This is a genomic window from Halomonas sp. KAO, assembly GCF_015595025.1.
GTDB lineage: Bacteria > Pseudomonadota > Gammaproteobacteria > Pseudomonadales > Halomonadaceae > Halomonas.
The window spans coordinates 80,711-97,123 of record NZ_JADNRL010000025.1; the positions used below are offsets into that span (position 1 = coordinate 80,711).

A 16,413-nucleotide genomic window follows, 5' to 3' on the forward strand; every position below is an offset into this window, starting at 1 on the left:
GTACGGACAATGGCAATCGTCAAGACTAAACCCACATCCGCCGGTCGTCGCCACCTTGTAAAGGTCGTGAACAGCGAGCTCCACAAGGGTGCACCCTACGCGCCTCTGCTCGAGAAGCAGTCGCGCAATGGCGGACGTAACAACAACGGTCGTATCACTACCCGTCACGTGGGCGGTGGTCACCGTCAGCACTACCGGATCATCGACTTCAAGCGCACCAAGGATGGCGTTCCGGCCATCGTTGAGCGTCTCGAGTACGATCCGAACCGTAGCGCCAACATCGCGCTGCTGAAGTATCTCGATGGCGAGCGTCGCTACATCCTGGCGCCCAAGGGCGTGAGCGCCGGCGACCGTCTCGAGTCCGGCGTCAACGCGGCCATCAAGAAGGGCAACGCTCTTCCGCTGCGTAACATTCCGCTGGGTTCCACCGTGCACTGCATCGAGCTCAAGCCCGGCAAGGGCGGCCAGATCGCTCGTAGCGCCGGTACCAGCGCCCAGCTGGTCGCTCGTGAGGGCAACTATGCCACCCTGCGTCTGCGCTCCGGCGAGATGCGCAAGGTGCTGAGCGAGTGCCGCGCGACCCTGGGAGAAGTGGGCAATTCAGAGCACAGCCTGCGTCAGCTTGGCAAGGCCGGTGCGAAGCGCTGGAAAGGTGTGCGTCCGACCGTTCGCGGCGTGGCCATGAACCCGGTGGATCACCCGCACGGTGGCGGTGAAGGCCGCACCAGCGGTGGTCGTCATCCGGTGACTCCGTGGGGCGTTCCCACCAAGGGCCACAAGACCCGCAAGAACAAGCGCACCGATGCGCTGATCGTTCGTCGCCGCAAGGCCAAGTAACACACTTTAAGAGGTAACGGCTGTGCCACGTTCACTGAAGAAAGGTCCCTTTATTGACCTTCATCTGCTGAAGAAGGTCGAGGCTGCTGTGGAGAAGAGTGACCGCAAACCGATCAAGACCTGGTCGCGTCGCTCCATGATCCTGCCCAACATGGTAGGACTCACCATCGCAGTCCATAACGGTCGCCAACACGTCCCGGTGCATGTCTCCGAGGAAATGGTTGGCCACAAACTGGGCGAATTCGCTGCTACCCGCCTCTATCGCGGTCATGCGGCGGACAAGAAAGCCAAACGGTAAGCCAGAGAGGATTGAGAGATGGAAGTCACAGCTAAGCTGCGTGGCGCTCGTTTATCCGCCCAGAAGGCCCGTTTGGTGGCTGACCAGGTGCGCGATAAGCCGGTCGCCGAGGCGCTGGACCTGCTGACCTTCTCACCGAAGAAGGCTGCCAAGCTGGTCAAGAAAGTGCTGCAGTCCGCCATCGCGAACGCGGAAGAAAACAACGGCATGGATATCGACGAGCTGCGTGTCTCGACCATCTGCGTCGATGAGGGCATGACGCTCAAGCGTATCAAGCCGCGTGCCAAGGGCCGCGCGGATCGTATCTTGAAGCGCACCTGCCACATCACCGTCAAGGTAGCCGAGAAGTAGGAGTCGACCAGATGGGTCAGAAAGTCAATCCAACAGGCATCCGCCTGGGTATCGTCAAAGACCATACCTCGGTGTGGTACGCCGAGCGCGGCGCCTATGCCGACAAGCTGAACAGCGACCTCGCGGTGCGCAGCTTCCTGGAAGAGCGTCTCAAGAACGCCTCCGTGAGCCGCATCACCATCGAGCGTCCGGCCAACAACGCGCGCATCACCATTCACACTGCCCGTCCGGGCATCGTGATTGGCAAGAAGGGCGAGGACGTCGACCGTCTGCGCCGCGAGCTGACCGCGATGATGGGCGTGCCCGTGCACGTCAATATCGAGGAAGTTCGCAAGCCCGAGCTGGATGCCATGCTCGTGGCCCAGAACATCGCCGGCCAGCTCGAGCGCCGCGTGATGTTCCGTCGTGCCATGAAGCGCTCCGTGCAGAACGCCATGCGCCTGGGCGCCGGCGGCATCAAGGTGTCGCTCTCCGGTCGTCTCGGCGGCGCGGAAATCGCCCGTACCGAGTGGTACCGGGAAGGTCGTGTTCCGCTGCACACGCTGCGCGCCGACATCGACTACGCCGCCTACGAGGCCAAGACCACCTACGGCATCATCGGTGTCAAGGTTTGGGTCTTCAAGGGTGAAATCCTCGGGGGCATCGAGGAGGTCCGCGCCAAGGCTAAGCAGCCGCAGGCCGCGCCCTCCAAGAAGAAAGGTTCCAGGTAAGGGGAGAGCGAGTCGATGTTACAACCCAAGCGTATGAAGTTCCGCAAGATGCAGAAGGGCCGCAACCGTGGCCTGGCGCATCGCGGAAGCAAGGTAAGCTTCGGCGAATACGGCCTCAAGGCGACTGGCCGTGGTCGTATCACCGCCCGTCAGATCGAAGCCGGTCGTCGTGCGATCACCCGTCACGTCAAGCGTGGTGGCAAGATCTGGATTCGGGTGTTCCCGGACAAGCCGATCTCCAAGAAGCCCCTCGAAGTCCGTATGGGTAAGGGGAAGGGTTCCGTCGAGTACTGGGTCGCGCAGATTCAGCCCGGTCGGATCCTCTACGAGATCGAAGGCGTGTCCGAGGAGCTGGCACGCGAGGCCTTTGGCCTGGCGGCGCAGAAGTTCCCGGTTTCCACCACCTTTGTGAAACGGACGGTGATGTGATGAAAGCCCAGGAAATCCGTGAAAAGTCAGTCGACGAGCTGAACGATCAGCTCCTCGAACTCCTCCGCGAGCAGTTCAACCTGCGCATGCAGAAGGCCACTGGCCAACTCAGCCAGACGCACCTGCTCAAGCAGGTTCGTCGGGACATCGCCCGGGTGAAGACTGTGCTCAACGAGAAGGCAGGTGACTGAGATGGCCGAAGAGAAGAAAACCCGTACGCTCACCGGCAAGGTGGTGAGCGACAAGATGGACAAGTCCATCGTCGTGATGATCGAGCGCCGTGAGCGGCACCCGATCTACGGCAAGTACGTTAAGCGCTCCACCAAGCTCCACGCCCATGACGAGGCGAACCAGGCGAAGGCCGGTGATACGGTCTCCATCCAGGAGTGCCGTCCGCTGTCCAAGACCAAGTCCTGGACGCTGGTCGAGGTGGTCGAGCAGGCCAAGGGCTAACCCTACACCTGCTGTCAGATTAGGTTTGGAGAAAACCGATGATTCAGACTCAGACAATGCTGGACGTCGCCGATAATAGTGGAGCGCGCCGGGTGCAGTGCATCAAGGTGCTGGGCGGTTCACATCGCCGCTATGCCCACGTTGGCGACATCATCAAGGTCACGGTGAAAGAAGCCATTCCGCGTGGCAAGGTCAAGAAAGGCCAGGTCCTCAAGGCGGTGGTGGTTCGCACCCGCAGCGGTGTCCGTCGTTCCGACGGCTCGCTGATTCGCTTCGACGGAAATGCGGCGGTTCTGTTGAACAACACCAATGATCAGCCGATCGGCACCCGTATCTTCGGGCCGGTGACCCGTGAGCTTCGTAACGAGAAGTTCATGAAGATCATTTCCTTGGCGCCTGAAGTGCTGTAAGGAGCGAGGCGAATATGCAAAAGATCAAACGTGACGATGAAGTCATCGTCATCGCCGGCAAGGACAAGGGCAAGCGCGGCACCGTCAAGCGGGTTCTCGAAAACCGCTTCGTGGTGTCCGGTGTGAACATGATCAAGCGTCACACCAAGCCCAATCCCATGGCGGGTAATCAAGGCGGTATCGTCGAGCGCGAGGCTCCGATTCACGCGTCCAACGTGGCCATCTTCAACCAGGAGACCGGAAAGGCAGATCGCGTCGGCTTCCAGGTTCAGGAAGACGGTACCAAGGTACGTATCTACAAGTCGACGCAGTCGCAGATCGACGCCTAACGCGAGTCGGGTAGCATAATGGCGAACTTGAAAGAACGTTATCAGAACGAGGTGGTGGCTCAACTCAAAGAGCAGTTCAGCTACGCCAACGTGATGCAGGTGCCGCGAGTCACCAAGGTGACTCTGAATATGGGCATCGGCGAAGCGACCAGCGATAAAAAGCTGATCGACAACGCTATCGGCGACCTGGAGAAGCTCTCCGGTCAGAAGCCGGTGGTAACCAAGGCACGCAAGTCCATCGCGGGCTTCAAGGTGCGTGAAGGCTGGCCGATCGGGATCAAGGTGACCCTGCGCTCCGAGCGCATGTGGGACTTCCTCGATCGCCTGGTGAATATCGCGATCCCCCGCGTTCGTGACTTCCGTGGTCTCAACCCGAAGTCCTTCGACGGTCGTGGCAACTACTCCATGGGGGTGCGTGAGCAGATCATCTTCCCGGAACTCGAGTATGATAAGATCGACCGGATTCGTGGTCTGGATGTCACCATCACCACCACCGCCAACACCGATGATGAAGGTCGTGCGCTGCTGAGCGCGCTGAACTTCCCGTTCAAGAAATAAGGGTGGGATCATGGCAAAGAAAAGCATGGTAGAGCGTGAGCTCAAGCGCGCCAAGCTGGTGGAGAAGTACTCCGCCAAGCGTGCCGAGCTCAAGGCGATCATCCAGGACGCGAACGCTTCCGACGAAGAGCGCTTCGAGGCTACGCTGAAGCTTCAGCAGCTGCCGCGCGACTCCAGCCCGGTGCGTCAGCGTAACCGCTGCCGTATCACTGGACGTCCGCACGGCTTCTACAACAAGTTCGGTCTCGGCCGCAACAAGCTTCGTGAAGCCGCCATGCGTGGCGATGTTCCCGGACTCAAGAAGTCCAGCTGGTAAGCCACGCAAGAATCAGGAGCGCAACGTAAATGAGCATGCAAGACACTCTGGCGGATATGTTTACCCGTATCCGCAATGCGCAAATGGCCACCAAGGAGACGGTCACCATGCCGTCTTCCCGCCTCAAGGTTGAGGTGGCCCGCGTATTGAAGGAAGAGGGTTACATCAACGACTTCGCGGTGTCCGAAAGCGCCAAGCCGGAGCTGGCCGTGACCCTCAAGTATTTCGAGGGCAAGCCGGTCATCGAGCACATCCAGCGAGTTTCCAAGCCCTCCCTGCGCCAGTACAAGGGCAAGGACGCGCTGCCGAAAGTCGCCGAGGGCCTGGGTATCGCTATCGTCACCACCTCCAACGGGGTGATGACCGATCGCGCGGCTCGCAAGGCCGGTGTCGGTGGCGAAGTCATCTGCACCGTATTCTAGGAGTTTGGAATGTCCCGCGTAGCCAAATATCCAGTAAAAGTGCCCGCTGGCGTCGAGATCAAGATCGACGGTGACCAGCTGACCGCCAAGGGCGGCCAGGGCACGCTGTCAATGACCATCCACCACGACGTGGTGGTAGGTCAGGAAGAGGGTCAGCTGACCTTCGCCCCCAGCGAGTCTGCCAAGACCTGGGCCATGGCCGGTACCACCCGCGCCCTGGTGCAGAACCTGGTGACCGGGGTAAGCGAAGGCTTCACCAAGTCCCTCGAAATCATCGGCGTCGGTTATCGTGCCCAGGCCAAGGGCCAGACGCTCAATCTGTCACTAGGCTTCTCGCACCCGGTCGAGTATACGCTGCCTGAGGGTGTCTCCGCGGAAACGCCGAAGAACACCCAGATCGTGCTGAAGAGCGCGGACAAGCAGAAGCTCGGCCATGTGGCCGCGGAAATCCGCGCCTTCCGTCCGCCCGAGCCCTACAAGGGCAAGGGTGTCAGGTACGCCGACGAGCAGGTGCGTCGCAAAGAAGCCAAGAAGAAGTAAGGCAGGGTTATGAACGCGAAGAAAGAATCTCGTCTCCGTCGTGCCCGCCGCGCTCGCGCCAAGATCCGCGAGCTGGGCGTGTATCGCCTGTGCGTCAACCGTACCCCGCGTCACATCTACGCGCAGATTATCTCGCCGGATGGTGGCAAGGTGCTGGCCAGCGCCTCTACGCTGGACAAGGTCCTGCGTGAGGGTGCTACCGGCAACGCTGACGCCGCCGCCAAGGTTGGCGAACTGATTGCTGAGCGCGCCAAGCAAGCGGGCATCACCCAGGTAGCCTTCGACCGCGCCGGTTTCAAGTACCACGGCCGCGTCAAGGCCCTGGCCGACGCCGCTCGTGAAGGCGGCCTGGAATTCTAAAGGGTTTTACGATGGCGAAGAACGAACAGCAAAGCGGCGACCTCCAGGAGAAGCTGGTACAGGTCAACCGTGTTGCCAAGGTGGTCAAGGGTGGCCGTGTCTTCGGTTTCACCGCTCTGACCGTCGTGGGCGACGGCAAGGGTCGTGTCGGCTTCGGTCGCGGCAAGGCACGTGAAGTGCCGGTCGCTATCCAGAAGGCGATGGACCAGGCGCGTCGCAACATGGTCAAGGTGCACCTCTCCGGCGGCACCCTGCAGTACCCGATCAAGGCCCGTCACGGTGCCTCCAAGGTGTACATGCAGCCCGCCTCCGAGGGTACCGGCGTTATCGCCGGCGGTGCCATGCGCTCCGTGCTGGAGCTGGCCGGCGTCCATGACGTCCTGGCCAAGTGCTACGGCTCCACCAACCCGGTGAACGTGGTACGGGCGACCGTCAAGGGCCTGAGCGCCATTCAGTCGCCGGAAGACATCGCCGCCAAGCGCGGTATGCCTGTCGAAGCGATCACGGGGTGAGCACCATGGCAGCAACGATCAAGGTTACCCAGACCCGCAGCACCATCGGCGTGCTGGCCAAGCACAAGGCCACCATTCAGGGCCTCGGCCTGCGCCGCATCGGTCACACGGTCGAACTGGAAGATACCCCCGCCGTACGCGGCATGATTCACAAGGTTAACTACCTTGTGCGCGTTGAGGGAGAGTAATCCATGAAACTCAATAGCCTGAGCCCGGCACCGGGTTCCAAGCACGCCGAAAAGCGTGTCGGTCGTGGCATCGGCTCCGGTCTGGGCAAGACCGGCGGCCGTGGCCACAAGGGCCTCAAGTCGCGCAGCGGCGGTAGCGTCAAGCCCGGCTTCGAGGGCGGTCAGATGCCGCTCCAGCGGCGTCTGCCGAAGTTCGGCTTCACCTCCGCGAAGTCGCTGGTTTCCGAGGAAGTGCGCCTGGCCGAGCTGGCCAAGGTCGCCGGTGACGAAGTCACCCTCGAGACCCTCAAGCAGGCCAACGTGCTGAAGGACGCCACGCTGCACGCGAAGGTGATCCTCTCCGGCGATCTGAACAAGGCGGTTACGGTTCGCGGTCTCAAGGTCACCAAGGGTGCCCGTGCCGCGATCGAAGCCGCCGGTGGCAAGGTAGAGGACTAAATGGCGAAGTCAGGAAAAATGCCGGCGATGGGCAGCGGTCTAGGTGAACTGTGGGCGCGTCTGCGCTTCGTGCTCCTCGCCATCGTGGTGTACCGCATCGGTGCCCACATCCCCGTGCCCGGTATGAATCCTGACCAGCTTGCTGCCTTGTTCAGGGAGCAGCAGGGTACCATCCTTGGCATGTTCAACATGTTCTCGGGTGGCGCCCTGGAGCGCATGAGCATCTTCGCCCTGGGCATCATGCCCTATATCTCGGCGTCGATTATCATGCAGCTGCTGACCGCGGTCTCGCCCCATCTTGAGCAGCTCAAGAAGGAAGGCGAGGCCGGGCGGCGCAAGATCAGCCAGTACACCCGCTACGGTACCGTTGCCCTGGCACTGGTACAGGCCACCGGCATGTCGGTGGGGCTGGCCAGCCAGGGCATCGCCTATACTGCCGACTTCAGCTTCTACTTCACCGCCATCGTCACGTTCGTGGGTGGTGCGGTATTCCTGATGTGGCTGGGTGAACAGATCACCGAGAAGGGGATCGGCAACGGCATCTCGCTGCTAATCTTCGCCGGTATCGTGGCGGGCCTGCCCGGCGCCGTCGGTCAGGCCTTCGAGCTGGCTCGCAACGAAGGGGCGTGGAACGTCCTGCCGCTGCTGGCACTCACTGCCCTGGGCGTTGCTACCGTGGCCTTCGTGGTGTTCATCGAGCGCGGTCAGCGCCGCATCACCGTGAACTACCCGCGTCGTCAGGTCGGCAACAAGATGTATGCTGGTCAGAGCAGCTATCTGCCGTTGAAGGTGAACATGGCGGGCGTCATTCCGCCGATCTTTGCCTCCAGCATCCTGCTGTTCCCGGCCTCGCTGGGGCAGTGGGTCGGTGCCGGTGACGGTCTCGACTGGCTGCAGCGTGCGTCCCAGGCCCTCGGCCCGGGTCAGCCGCTGTACATCTTGCTTTTTGCCGCTGCGGTGGTATTCTTCTGCTTCTTTTACACAGCGCTGGTCTTCAATCCCAAGGACGTCGCCGACAACCTCAAGAAGTCGGGTGCCTTCCTGCCGGGGATTCGCCCTGGCGAGCAGACGGCTCGCTACGTCGACAAGGTCATGACTCGTCTGACCCTGTTTGGCGCCTTGTACATCACTGCGGTTTCCCTGATGCCCCAGTTCCTGATCGTGGCGTGGAACGTGCCGTTCTTCTTTGGCGGTACCTCGCTGCTGATCGTGGTGGTGGTCATCATGGACTTCATGGGTCAGGTGCAGTCGCACCTCATGTCGCACCAGTACGAGTCGGTGATGAAGAAGTCCAACCTGAAAGGCTACGGCGGCGGCGGCATCATGCGCTGAGGCGCCGTTCGTCGAACTGGCGCGTTGCGGCCCGCAAGGGCCGCCTCGCTAGCCGACTTTGGAGATGGAACGATGAAAGTTCGAGCTTCCGTGAAGAAAATGTGCCGCAACTGCAAGATCATCCGTCGCAATGGCGCCGTCCGCGTCATCTGCACGGAGCCGCGGCACAAGCAGCGTCAGGGTTGATCCTGGCGACTGCGCTGAACCGGGTGCCGGCATGCCCCCTTGCCCTGAGCAGGGTAAAGGGGTATGCTGTTGCGCCTTTTGTAGTAGACCCAACGAGCAAGCCGCTCACATATTCGGAGTAAGCTGATGGCCCGTATTGCAGGCGTCAATATCCCGGACAACAAGCATGCGGCGATCTCGCTGACCTATATCTTCGGGATTGGCCGCACTCGTGCACAGGATATCTGTGCCGCGTCCGGCATCGCGCCGACCACCAAGATCCAGGAACTGTCATCTGAAGAGATCGACACCCTGCGTTCCGAAGTCGGCAAGTATACCGTTGAAGGTGACCTTCGTCGTGATGTGACGCTGAATATCAAGCGTCTCATGGACCTGGGTTGCTACCGTGGTCTGCGTCATCGTCGTGGTCTTCCGCTGCGTGGTCAGCGTACCAAGACCAATGCGCGTACCCGCAAGGGCCCGCGTAAGCCGATCCGCAAATAACACGCACGTTCTGGCGTAAAGACAGGAAGAATCATCAACATGGCTAACCCGCGTAGCAATCGCAAGAAGGTTAAAAAGCAGGTGGTGGATGCCGTCGCGCATATCCACGCCTCTTTTAACAACACGATCATTACGATCACAGACCGCCAGGGCAATGCCCTTTCCTGGGCAACTGCCGGTGGTTCGGGTTTTCGTGGTTCTCGCAAGAGCACCCCGTTCGCTGCTCAAGTGGCAAGCGAGCGTGCAGCGACCGCTGCAGCCGAGTATGGTGTGAAAAACGTCGACGTGCTGGTCAAGGGCCCCGGTCCTGGCCGTGAATCCGCCGTGCGCGCACTCAACGCCGCCGGCTTCCGCGTGCAGAGCATCATTGACGCGACGCCCATTCCCCACAATGGCTGCCGTCCGCCGAAGAAACGCCGCGTTTAAGGAGACAGATTCATGGCTCGTTACATTGGACCGAAGTGCAAACTGTCTCGTCGTGAGGGGACCGACCTCTTTCTGAAGAGCGGTGTCACTCCCTTCGAGAAGAAGTGCAAATCCGAGCAGATTCCGGGTGTGCACGGCCAGCGCCGTCAGCGTATTTCCGAATACGGCTTGCAGCTTCGCGAGAAGCAGAAAGTACGTCGCATGTATGGCGTACTCGAGAAGCAGTTCCGCAACTACTACAAGGAAGCGGCCCGTCTCAAGGGCGCGACCGGCGAAGTGTTGCTGCAGCTTCTCGAATCCCGACTGGACAACGTCGTCTACCGCATGGGCTACGGCTCGACCCGCTCCGAGGCTCGGCAGCTGGTCAGCCACAAGGCCATCGCCGTGAATGGCAAGACCGTCAACGTGGCTTCCTATCAGGTCAAGCCCGGCGATGTGGTCTCCGTTCGCGAGAAGGCGAAGAATCAGGCGCGCATCCAGAACGCCCTGGCCCTGGCCGCCAACCGCGGCGACGTGGCCTGGATCGAGGTCGATGCCAAGAAGATGGAAGGCACTTTCAAGGCGCTGCCCGAGCGTGGCGACCTGACTGCCGACATCAACGAGGCCCTGATCGTCGAGCTGTACTCCAAGTAAGCGGTGCCAAGCGCCGTGCCTGCTCTCGGTAACGAGGGCAGGCCAAGAGTACCCAGTATCCGTTTGGCAGCCTGAAAGGTGTTCATATGCAGCGTTCAGTGACAGAGTTTCTTCGCCCGCGCGACATCAAGGTCGAAGAGATCAGTGCACACCACGCGAAGATCGTGCTCGAGCCCTTCGAGCGTGGCTTCGGCCACACGCTGGGCAACGCCCTGCGTCGCATCCTGCTCTCGTCCATGCCCGGCTGTGCCGTGGTAGAGGCCGAGATCGGCGGCGTCGAGCATGAGTACAGCGCGATCGAGGGCGTCCAGGAAGATGTCATCGAGATCCTCCTGAACCTCAAGGACGTGGCGATCAAGATGCATAGCCGCGACGAGGCGGTGCTCTCGCTGAACAAGCAGGGCCCGGCCGTCGTGACTGCGGGCGATATCGCCCTCGACCATGACGTCGAGATCATCAATCCCGACCACGTCATCGCCCACGTCAACGAGGGCGCCGAGCTGAAGATGCAGCTCAAGGTGGCGCGCGGCCGCGGCTATGAGCCGGCGGATGCACGTGTCGGTGCAGATGACGAGTCTCGCGCCATCGGCCGCCTGCAGCTGGATGCGACCTACAGCCCCGTCCGTCGTGTTTCCTACAGCGTCGAGGCCGCGCGTGTCGAACAGCGCACCGACCTCGACAAGCTGATCATCGACCTGGAAACCGACGGCACCCTGGATCCCGAAGAGGCGATCCGTCGCAGCGCGACCATCCTGCAGGATCAGCTGGCCGCGTTCGTCGATCTGGAAGCCGACAAGGAACAGGAAGTGGAGGAGGAAGAGGATCATATCGATCCGATCCTGCTGCGCCCCGTAGACGATCTCGAGTTGACCGTTCGCAGCGCCAACTGCCTGAAGGCCGAGAATATCTACTACATCGGCGATCTGATCCAGCGCACCGAGGTGGAGCTGCTCAAGACGCCGAACCTCGGCAAGAAGTCCCTGAACGAGATCAAGGACGTGCTGGCAGCACGCGGTCTTTCCCTGGGCATGCGGCTGGAAAACTGGCCGCCGGCAAGCCTGAAGGACGACAAGGCCTCCGCGTGAGCGCCGACTCGAGTCCCAGTTTGGTAAGGAATCACAACCATGCGTCATCGTAAAAGCGGTCGCCAGTTGAACCGTAACAGCTCGCATCGCCAGGCCATGTTCAAGAACATGAGCGTGTCGCTGATCGAGCACGAGGTCATCAAGACAACCCTGCCCAAGGCCAAGGAGCTGCGTCGCGTCATCGAGCCGCTGATCACTCTGGCCAAGCAGGACAGCGTCGCCAATCGTCGTCTGGCCTTCAGCCGCACCCGCTCCAAGGAAGCGGTCGGCAAGCTCTTCAATGAGCTGGGTCCGCGTTACGCCGAGCGTCCGGGCGGTTACGTCCGTATCCTCAAGTGCGGCTTCCGCACCGGCGACAACGCCCCCATGGCCTTCGTCGAGCTCGTCGACCGCCCGGTCGTCGAGGATGCCGACGAGGAGTGATCCTCGGGCCCCTGGGCCAGGCATACGCTGTAAAGAAAAACCGGCTCCCGCAAGGGACCGGTTTTTTTCTTTGAGTGCCGAGCGTCGAGCTACAAGCGCCAAGCTGCTTGGGTCGGGCAGCGGGTGTGGTGGATGGCGTAAGGCAAGAAGAAACCCCGCAGACTCTCTGGTCGGCGGGGTTTCTCTTTTCACCGTGCTCTGTACTTGACCGTTTGGGCGCGCCCGGCTCGCTATCAGGCAGGGGTCTCGGATGCCGTCTTGTTGCTCCTGGCCCGCTCCAGCAGCGGCTTGAGGAAGCGTCCGGTGTGGGAGACCTCGCTGCGGGCCACCTGCTCCGGGGTGCCCTCGGCGATGATGCGTCCGCCGCCGGAGCCGCCCTCGGGACCCAGGTCGATCAGCCAGTCGGCGGTCTTGATCACGTCCAGATTGTGCTCGATGACCACGATGGTGTTGCCGTGGTCGCGCAGGCGATGGAGCACGCCGAGAAGCTGGCGGATATCCTCGAAGTGCAGGCCGGTGGTGGGCTCATCGAGGATATACAGCGTCTTGCCGGTGTCGCGTTTGGCCAGCTCCCGGGCGAGCTTGACCCGCTGGGCCTCGCCGCCGGAGAGGGTGGTGGCGCTCTGGCCCAGGCGGATATAGGAGAGGCCCACATCGAGCAGGGTCTGCAGGCGGCGGGCGATGGCCGGCACGGGGCTGAAGAACTCCAGGGCCTCCTCCACCGTCATCCCCAGCACCTCGTCGATGCTCTTGCCCTTGTACTCGATCTCCAGGGTCTCGCGGTTGTAGCGCTTGCCCTTGCAGACATCGCAGGGCACATAGATATCGGGCAGGAAGTGCATCTCGACCTTGATCATGCCCTCGCCCTGGCACGCCTCGCAGCGCCCCCCCTTGACGTTGAAGGAGAAGCGGCCGGGCTTGTAGCCCCGCGAGCGCGCCTCCTGGGTGCCGGCGAAGAGTTCGCGGATCGGCGTGAAGATCCCGGTGTAGGTGGCCGGGTTGGAGCGCGGGGTACGCCCGATGGGGCTCTGATCGATATCGATCACCTTGTCGAGATGATCGAGCCCCTCGATCTCATCGTGGGCCGAGGGCGTCAGGCTGGTGGCGTGGTTGAGCTCGCGGGCGGCGATGGGCATCAGGGTCGAGTTGATCAGCGTCGACTTGCCGGAGCCGGAGACGCCGGTGACGCACACGAACAGGCCCAGCGGCAGCTCCAGGGTGACATCCTGAAGGTTGTTGCCGCGGGCGCCTGAGAGGCGCAGTACCTTCTCCGGGTTGCCGGGGATGCGCCAGGGCGGGACCTCGATGCGCCGGGTGCCGGCCAGATACTGGCCGGTGAGCGAATCGGCGGTCGCGGTCACCTCCTCGGGGGTGCCCTGGGCGATGATCCGGCCGCCGTGAACGCCGGCTCCGGGGCCGATGTCGAGCACATGGTCGGCGGCACGGATGGCATCCTCGTCGTGCTCCACCACGATCACGGTGTTGCCCAGGTCGCGCAGCCGCTCGAGGGTCTGCAGCAGCCGGTCGTTGTCACGCTGGTGCAGGCCGATGGAGGGCTCATCGAGGATATACATCACTCCCACCAGGCCGGCGCCGATCTGGCTGGCCAGGCGGATACGCTGGGCCTCGCCGCCGGAGAGGGTCTCGGCGCTGCGCTCCAGATTGAGGTAGTCGAGACCGACGTTGACCAGGAACTCCAGGCGGGCATGGATCTCGTTGATGATCTTGGTGGCGATCTCACCGCGCCGGCCCGGCAGCTCGAGCTCCTGGAAGTAGTGCCAGGCCTCGCCGATGGGCAGGCGCACCATGTCGGGCAGGGAGCGCTCGTCGATAAAGACATGGCGCGACTCCTTGCGCAGTCGCGACCCGTCGCAGCCCGGGCAGGGCTGGAGCGCGATATAGCGTGCCAGCTCCTCGCGCACCATGTTCGACTCGGTCTCACGGTAGCGGCGCTGCAGGTTGGGCAGCACCCCCTCGAAGGGGTGTTCGCGACTCACCTTGCGGCCACGATCATTGACATAGTGGAAGGCGATATCGTCGTGACCGCTGCCGTAGAGAATCACCTCGCGCTCGTGGCGTGCCAGCTCCTGCCAGGGGGTCTCCAGGGTGAAGCGGTAGTGATCGGCCACCGCCTGGAGCTGATTGAAGTAGAAGACGCTGCGCCGGTCCCAGCCCTTGATCACGCCCTCGGCCAATGACAGTTCCGGGTGGCTGATCAGCTTGTCGGGATCGAAGACCTGCTGCACCCCCAGGCCATCGCAGGTCGAGCAGGCGCCGGCGGGGTTGTTGAAGGAGAACATGCGCGGCTCGAGCTCGGCGATCGAGTAGCCGCACACCGGACAGGCGAAGCGTGCCGAGAAGGCGATATCCTCCCGCTCGCCATCCATGAAGTGGACCATGGCGACGCCGTCCGCCAGGCCGAGGGCGGTCTCGAAGGACTCCGCCAGGCGCTGCTGCAGGCCGTCGCGAACCTTGATGCGGTCCACCACCACGCTGATATCGTGCTTGCGGGTCTTCTCCAGCGGGGCGATATCGTCGAGCTCCAGGACCTGGCCGTCGACCATCGCGCGCACGAAGCCCTGAGCGCGCAGCTCGGCGAGCAGCTGCAGGTGCTCGCCCTTGCGCCCCTTGACCACCGGGGCCAGCAGCATCAGCTTGCTGCCCTCGGGCAGTGCCAGCACCTGATCGACCATCTGCGAGACGGTCTGGGCTTCCAGGTCCTCGCCGTGTTCCGGGCAGCGCGGCGTGCCGGCCCGCGCGAACAGCAGACGCAGGTAGTCGTAGATCTCGGTGATGGTACCCACGGTAGAGCGGGGGTTATGGGAGGTGGACTTCTGTTCGATGGAGATCGCCGGCGAGAGCCCCTCGATATGATCGACGTCGGGCTTCTCCATCATCGACAGGAACTGGCGGGCATAGGTGGAGAGCGACTCCACATAGCGCCGCTGCCCCTCGGCATAGAGCGTATCGAAGGCCAGCGAGGACTTGCCCGAGCCGGATAGGCCGGTGACCACGATCAGCTTGTCGCGGGGCAGCTCGACGTCGATATTCTTCAGGTTGTGGGTGCGGGCACCCCTGACCAGAATCCTGTCCATTCCCACCTCATGAGCGCGGCAAAAGAGCGCGGCAAAAGGCCGATTATACGGGCCGGCTCCCGGCGGCGGCAAAGCGGGTTGGATGTCGACTTTCCCCGGCAGGTGGCAAACCGCTAGAATAGACGGTCAACTCCTGGGCGCATGACGCCCCCTCCAGGGAAGATACGCTACGCCTATGCGCAAGGTCTCCGGGCTGCTGCTCCCCGCCGAACGGCGCGCCATCACCGGCCTGGCCGGTCTCTACGCCACTCGTATGCTGGGCCTGTTCATGGTGCTGCCGGTTCTCGCGCTGTATGCCGAGGACCTGGCCGGCGCCACGCCGCTGCTGGTGGGGCTGGCGCTGGGCATCTACGGACTGACCCAGGCGGCACTGCAGATTCCCTTCGGGCTGCTCTCCGATCGCCTTGGGCGCAAGCCGGTGATCGCCGCCGGCCTGGTGCTGTTTGTGCTGGGCAGCGTGGTGGCCGCCGCCGCCGACACCATCGGCGGCGTCATCCTGGGGCGTTGCCTGCAGGGCAGCGGTGCGGTGGCCGCGGCGATCATGGCGCTGCTGGCCGACCAGACACGCGAGCAGGTGCGCACCGCGGCGATGGCCACCATCGGCCTCTCCATCGGAGTGGCCTTCGCCGTGGCCATGGTGCTGGGGCCGCTGGTGGCCGCCAGCTTCGGCCTTTCGGGAGTGTTCTGGTTCAACGCCCTCCTGGCTGCCATGGGGCTACCGGTGCTGTGGCGACTGGTGCCGCCCGCGCCGCGCCGGTTGCGTCATCGCGATGTGGGCATCGACCGCGCCCAGCTGGGGCGCACCCTGAGGCGGCTCGACCTGCTGCGCCTGGACTTCTCCATCTTCGCCTTGCACCTGGTGCTGATGGCGATCTTCGTTGCGGTACCCTTCCGGCTGATCGAGACGGGGCTTCCCTCGGAGCGCCACGGGTTGGCCTATCTGGGCGTGATGCTGCTGGCCTTCATCGGCATGGTGCCACTGGTCGTGGTGGCCGAGAAGCGTCGACGCATGAAGGCGATGTGCCTGCTGGCCATCTCGGCGATGCTGGTCAGCCTGCTGGGCATGGCCTGGGGCGGTGCCGGTCTCTGGGGGTTGCTGGCCTGGCTGTTGGCCTACTTCATCGGCTTCAATCTGCTCGAGGCCACGCTGCCATCGATGATCAGCAAGCTGGCACCGGCCGGGGCCAAGGGCACCGCCATGGGGGTCTACTCGACCAGCCAGTTTCTGGGGGCCTTCCTGGGCGGCGTGCTGGGTGGCGCCCTGGCCCAGCAGTGGGGACTGTCGGCGGTCTTCCTGGGGGCAGCCGCGTTGGCCGCGGTCTGGCTCGCGGTCATGGTGGGCATGCGCCAGCCGCCGCATCTGGTCAGTGAAGTGGTGGCACTCGACGGTGATCACGGCGATGATGCCCTGGAGACTCTGATGGCGAGGTTTGCCGAGGTGGCCGGCGTCGAGGATGTGCTGGTCGTCCCCGAGGAGCGCCTGGCCTATCTCAAGGTGGATCGTCAGCGCCTCGACGAGGAGGCGCTGGCCAGACTGATCGACCCGGGAAGGGAGCGTGCCTGACGGCGCCCTTATCCACGCCGGCCGGCATGACACGC

General features: G+C 62.9%; 26 protein-coding genes. 25 read left to right on the forward strand and 1 reads right to left on the reverse strand.

Going from position 1 to position 16,413, the window contains the following annotated elements; genetic code table 11:
* Positions 1-9 precede the first annotated feature (9 nt).
* The 24 genes from rplB (at position 10) to rplQ (ending at position 11,719) form a co-directional block, all read left to right on the forward strand.
* Positions 10-837 (forward strand): 50S ribosomal protein L2, encoded by an 828-nt coding sequence (gene rplB / locus IOC61_RS13040; RefSeq protein WP_132044095.1) that lies wholly within the window; start codon positions 10-12, stop codon positions 835-837.
* Between the two features lie 22 nt (positions 838-859).
* On the forward strand, positions 860-1,135 hold the full coding sequence (rpsS, locus tag IOC61_RS13045) for a 30S ribosomal protein S19 (RefSeq protein ID WP_084286553.1): 276 nt from the start codon (positions 860-862) through the stop codon (positions 1,133-1,135).
* An 18-nt stretch (positions 1,136-1,153) separates the two neighbouring features.
* Positions 1,154-1,486 (forward strand): 50S ribosomal protein L22, encoded by a 333-nt coding sequence (gene rplV, locus IOC61_RS13050; protein WP_027962354.1) that lies wholly within the window; start codon positions 1,154-1,156, stop codon positions 1,484-1,486.
* Positions 1,487-1,497: 11 nt separating this feature from the next.
* Complete coding sequence (gene rpsC / locus IOC61_RS13055; protein WP_132044097.1) at positions 1,498-2,196, forward strand: 30S ribosomal protein S3; 699 nt, start codon at positions 1,498-1,500, stop codon at positions 2,194-2,196.
* 15 nt (positions 2,197-2,211) lie between these two features.
* Positions 2,212-2,625 carry a 50S ribosomal protein L16 gene (gene rplP, locus IOC61_RS13060; protein ID WP_023007545.1) on the forward strand — a complete coding sequence of 138 codons (414 nt, stop codon included), beginning with the start codon at positions 2,212-2,214 and terminating at the stop codon, positions 2,623-2,625.
* A complete protein-coding gene (rpmC, locus tag IOC61_RS13065; protein ID WP_023007544.1) occupies positions 2,625-2,816 on the forward strand; it encodes a 50S ribosomal protein L29 in 192 nt (63 codons plus the stop codon). Before rplP ends, rpmC begins: the two co-directional genes overlap by 1 nt.
* Before the next feature lies 1 nt (position 2,817).
* The gene (gene rpsQ / locus IOC61_RS13070) at positions 2,818-3,078 is read left to right on the forward strand and encodes a 30S ribosomal protein S17 (RefSeq protein WP_132044203.1); all 261 of its coding nucleotides are present in this window, start codon (positions 2,818-2,820) and stop codon (positions 3,076-3,078) included.
* A gap of 38 nt (positions 3,079-3,116) precedes the next feature.
* Entirely contained in the window at positions 3,117-3,488 is a 372-nt protein-coding gene (rplN, locus tag IOC61_RS13075; RefSeq protein WP_027962358.1) for a 50S ribosomal protein L14, read from the forward strand.
* 14 nt (positions 3,489-3,502) lie between these two features.
* Positions 3,503-3,817 carry a 50S ribosomal protein L24 gene (gene rplX, locus IOC61_RS13080; RefSeq protein ID WP_040183125.1) on the forward strand — a complete coding sequence of 105 codons (315 nt, stop codon included), beginning with the start codon at positions 3,503-3,505 and terminating at the stop codon, positions 3,815-3,817.
* A gap of 18 nt (positions 3,818-3,835) precedes the next feature.
* Positions 3,836-4,375, forward strand: a complete 540-nt coding sequence (rplE, locus tag IOC61_RS13085; RefSeq protein ID WP_132044101.1) for a 50S ribosomal protein L5 — start codon at positions 3,836-3,838, stop codon at positions 4,373-4,375.
* A gap of 10 nt (positions 4,376-4,385) precedes the next feature.
* Positions 4,386-4,691 carry a 30S ribosomal protein S14 gene (gene rpsN / locus IOC61_RS13090; RefSeq protein ID WP_132044103.1) on the forward strand — a complete coding sequence of 102 codons (306 nt, stop codon included), beginning with the start codon at positions 4,386-4,388 and terminating at the stop codon, positions 4,689-4,691.
* Between the two features lie 29 nt (positions 4,692-4,720).
* Positions 4,721-5,113, forward strand: a complete 393-nt coding sequence (rpsH, locus tag IOC61_RS13095; protein ID WP_195689214.1) for a 30S ribosomal protein S8 — start codon at positions 4,721-4,723, stop codon at positions 5,111-5,113.
* Between the two features lie 9 nt (positions 5,114-5,122).
* On the forward strand, positions 5,123-5,653 hold the full coding sequence (rplF, locus tag IOC61_RS13100; protein ID WP_132044107.1) for a 50S ribosomal protein L6: 531 nt from the start codon (positions 5,123-5,125) through the stop codon (positions 5,651-5,653).
* A gap of 9 nt (positions 5,654-5,662) precedes the next feature.
* Positions 5,663-6,013, forward strand: coding sequence for a 50S ribosomal protein L18 (gene rplR / locus IOC61_RS13105; protein WP_027962364.1), 351 nt, complete (start codon positions 5,663-5,665; stop codon positions 6,011-6,013).
* A gap of 11 nt (positions 6,014-6,024) precedes the next feature.
* Positions 6,025-6,525 (forward strand): 30S ribosomal protein S5, encoded by a 501-nt coding sequence (rpsE, locus tag IOC61_RS13110; protein WP_027962365.1) that lies wholly within the window; start codon positions 6,025-6,027, stop codon positions 6,523-6,525.
* A 5-nt stretch (positions 6,526-6,530) separates the two neighbouring features.
* The gene (gene rpmD, locus IOC61_RS13115; RefSeq protein WP_132044109.1) at positions 6,531-6,713 is read left to right on the forward strand and encodes a 50S ribosomal protein L30; all 183 of its coding nucleotides are present in this window, start codon (positions 6,531-6,533) and stop codon (positions 6,711-6,713) included.
* A 3-nt stretch (positions 6,714-6,716) separates the two neighbouring features.
* A complete protein-coding gene (gene rplO / locus IOC61_RS13120; RefSeq protein ID WP_132044111.1) occupies positions 6,717-7,151 on the forward strand; it encodes a 50S ribosomal protein L15 in 435 nt (144 codons plus the stop codon).
* Positions 7,152-8,483, forward strand: coding sequence for a preprotein translocase subunit SecY (gene secY / locus IOC61_RS13125; protein ID WP_132044113.1), 1,332 nt, complete (start codon positions 7,152-7,154; stop codon positions 8,481-8,483).
* 72 nt (positions 8,484-8,555) lie between these two features.
* Positions 8,556-8,669, forward strand: a complete 114-nt coding sequence (gene rpmJ, locus IOC61_RS13130) for a 50S ribosomal protein L36 (RefSeq protein WP_031384759.1) — start codon at positions 8,556-8,558, stop codon at positions 8,667-8,669.
* 126 nt (positions 8,670-8,795) lie between these two features.
* Entirely contained in the window at positions 8,796-9,152 is a 357-nt protein-coding gene (gene rpsM, locus IOC61_RS13135) for a 30S ribosomal protein S13 (protein ID WP_161430190.1), read from the forward strand.
* 39 nt (positions 9,153-9,191) lie between these two features.
* On the forward strand, positions 9,192-9,578 hold the full coding sequence (rpsK, locus tag IOC61_RS13140) for a 30S ribosomal protein S11 (RefSeq protein ID WP_132044117.1): 387 nt from the start codon (positions 9,192-9,194) through the stop codon (positions 9,576-9,578).
* 12 nt (positions 9,579-9,590) lie between these two features.
* Positions 9,591-10,211: a 30S ribosomal protein S4 gene (rpsD, locus tag IOC61_RS13145; protein ID WP_132044119.1), complete on the forward strand. Its 621-nt coding sequence runs from the start codon at positions 9,591-9,593 to the stop codon at positions 10,209-10,211.
* A gap of 86 nt (positions 10,212-10,297) precedes the next feature.
* Positions 10,298-11,296 (forward strand): DNA-directed RNA polymerase subunit alpha, encoded by a 999-nt coding sequence (locus tag IOC61_RS13150; protein WP_195689215.1) that lies wholly within the window; start codon positions 10,298-10,300, stop codon positions 11,294-11,296.
* A 39-nt stretch (positions 11,297-11,335) separates the two neighbouring features.
* Complete coding sequence (gene rplQ / locus IOC61_RS13155; RefSeq protein ID WP_132044123.1) at positions 11,336-11,719, forward strand: 50S ribosomal protein L17; 384 nt, start codon at positions 11,336-11,338, stop codon at positions 11,717-11,719.
* A 233-nt stretch (positions 11,720-11,952) separates the two neighbouring features.
* Here rplQ and uvrA read toward each other — a convergent pair whose 3' ends face one another.
* Entirely contained in the window at positions 11,953-14,814 is a 2,862-nt protein-coding gene (gene uvrA / locus IOC61_RS13160) for an excinuclease ABC subunit UvrA (RefSeq protein ID WP_195689216.1), read from the reverse strand.
* A gap of 175 nt (positions 14,815-14,989) precedes the next feature.
* On the opposite strand from uvrA, the gene IOC61_RS13165 reads away from it, so the two are divergent.
* Positions 14,990-16,378 (forward strand): MFS transporter, encoded by a 1,389-nt coding sequence (locus IOC61_RS13165; RefSeq protein ID WP_195689217.1) that lies wholly within the window; start codon positions 14,990-14,992, stop codon positions 16,376-16,378.
* Positions 16,379-16,413 lie beyond the last annotated feature (35 nt).

Excerpts from the sequence above, each read along its gene's own strand:
- rplB (WP_132044095.1), top strand. The coding sequence starts at position 10 with ATGGCAATCGTCAAGACTAAACCCACATCCGCCGGTCGTCGCCACCTT.
- rplV (WP_027962354.1), top strand. The coding sequence starts at position 1,154 with ATGGAAGTCACAGCTAAGCTGCGTGGCGCTCGTTTATCCGCCCAGAAG.
- rpsC (WP_132044097.1), top strand. The coding sequence starts at position 1,498 with ATGGGTCAGAAAGTCAATCCAACAGGCATCCGCCTGGGTATCGTCAAA.
- rplP (WP_023007545.1), top strand. The coding sequence starts at position 2,212 with ATGTTACAACCCAAGCGTATGAAGTTCCGCAAGATGCAGAAGGGCCGC.
- rpmC (WP_023007544.1), top strand. The coding sequence starts at position 2,625 with ATGAAAGCCCAGGAAATCCGTGAAAAGTCAGTCGACGAGCTGAACGAT.
- rpsQ (WP_132044203.1), top strand. The coding sequence starts at position 2,818 with ATGGCCGAAGAGAAGAAAACCCGTACGCTCACCGGCAAGGTGGTGAGC.
- rplN (WP_027962358.1), top strand. The coding sequence starts at position 3,117 with ATGATTCAGACTCAGACAATGCTGGACGTCGCCGATAATAGTGGAGCG.
- rplX (WP_040183125.1), top strand. The coding sequence starts at position 3,503 with ATGCAAAAGATCAAACGTGACGATGAAGTCATCGTCATCGCCGGCAAG.
- rplE (WP_132044101.1), top strand. The coding sequence starts at position 3,836 with ATGGCGAACTTGAAAGAACGTTATCAGAACGAGGTGGTGGCTCAACTC.
- rpsN (WP_132044103.1), top strand. The coding sequence starts at position 4,386 with ATGGCAAAGAAAAGCATGGTAGAGCGTGAGCTCAAGCGCGCCAAGCTG.
- rpsH (WP_195689214.1), top strand. The coding sequence starts at position 4,721 with ATGAGCATGCAAGACACTCTGGCGGATATGTTTACCCGTATCCGCAAT.
- rplF (WP_132044107.1), top strand. The coding sequence starts at position 5,123 with ATGTCCCGCGTAGCCAAATATCCAGTAAAAGTGCCCGCTGGCGTCGAG.
- rplR (WP_027962364.1), top strand. The coding sequence starts at position 5,663 with ATGAACGCGAAGAAAGAATCTCGTCTCCGTCGTGCCCGCCGCGCTCGC.
- rpsE (WP_027962365.1), top strand. The coding sequence starts at position 6,025 with ATGGCGAAGAACGAACAGCAAAGCGGCGACCTCCAGGAGAAGCTGGTA.
- rpmD (WP_132044109.1), top strand. The coding sequence starts at position 6,531 with ATGGCAGCAACGATCAAGGTTACCCAGACCCGCAGCACCATCGGCGTG.
- rplO (WP_132044111.1), top strand. The coding sequence starts at position 6,717 with ATGAAACTCAATAGCCTGAGCCCGGCACCGGGTTCCAAGCACGCCGAA.
- secY (WP_132044113.1), top strand. The coding sequence starts at position 7,152 with ATGGCGAAGTCAGGAAAAATGCCGGCGATGGGCAGCGGTCTAGGTGAA.
- rpmJ (WP_031384759.1), top strand. The coding sequence starts at position 8,556 with ATGAAAGTTCGAGCTTCCGTGAAGAAAATGTGCCGCAACTGCAAGATC.
- rpsM (WP_161430190.1), top strand. The coding sequence starts at position 8,796 with ATGGCCCGTATTGCAGGCGTCAATATCCCGGACAACAAGCATGCGGCG.
- rpsK (WP_132044117.1), top strand. The coding sequence starts at position 9,192 with ATGGCTAACCCGCGTAGCAATCGCAAGAAGGTTAAAAAGCAGGTGGTG.
- rpsD (WP_132044119.1), top strand. The coding sequence starts at position 9,591 with ATGGCTCGTTACATTGGACCGAAGTGCAAACTGTCTCGTCGTGAGGGG.
- IOC61_RS13150 (WP_195689215.1), top strand. The coding sequence starts at position 10,298 with ATGCAGCGTTCAGTGACAGAGTTTCTTCGCCCGCGCGACATCAAGGTC.
- rplQ (WP_132044123.1), top strand. The coding sequence starts at position 11,336 with ATGCGTCATCGTAAAAGCGGTCGCCAGTTGAACCGTAACAGCTCGCAT.
- uvrA (WP_195689216.1), bottom strand. The coding sequence starts at position 14,814 with ATGGACAGGATTCTGGTCAGGGGTGCCCGCACCCACAACCTGAAGAAT.
- IOC61_RS13165 (WP_195689217.1), top strand. The coding sequence starts at position 14,990 with ATGCGCAAGGTCTCCGGGCTGCTGCTCCCCGCCGAACGGCGCGCCATC.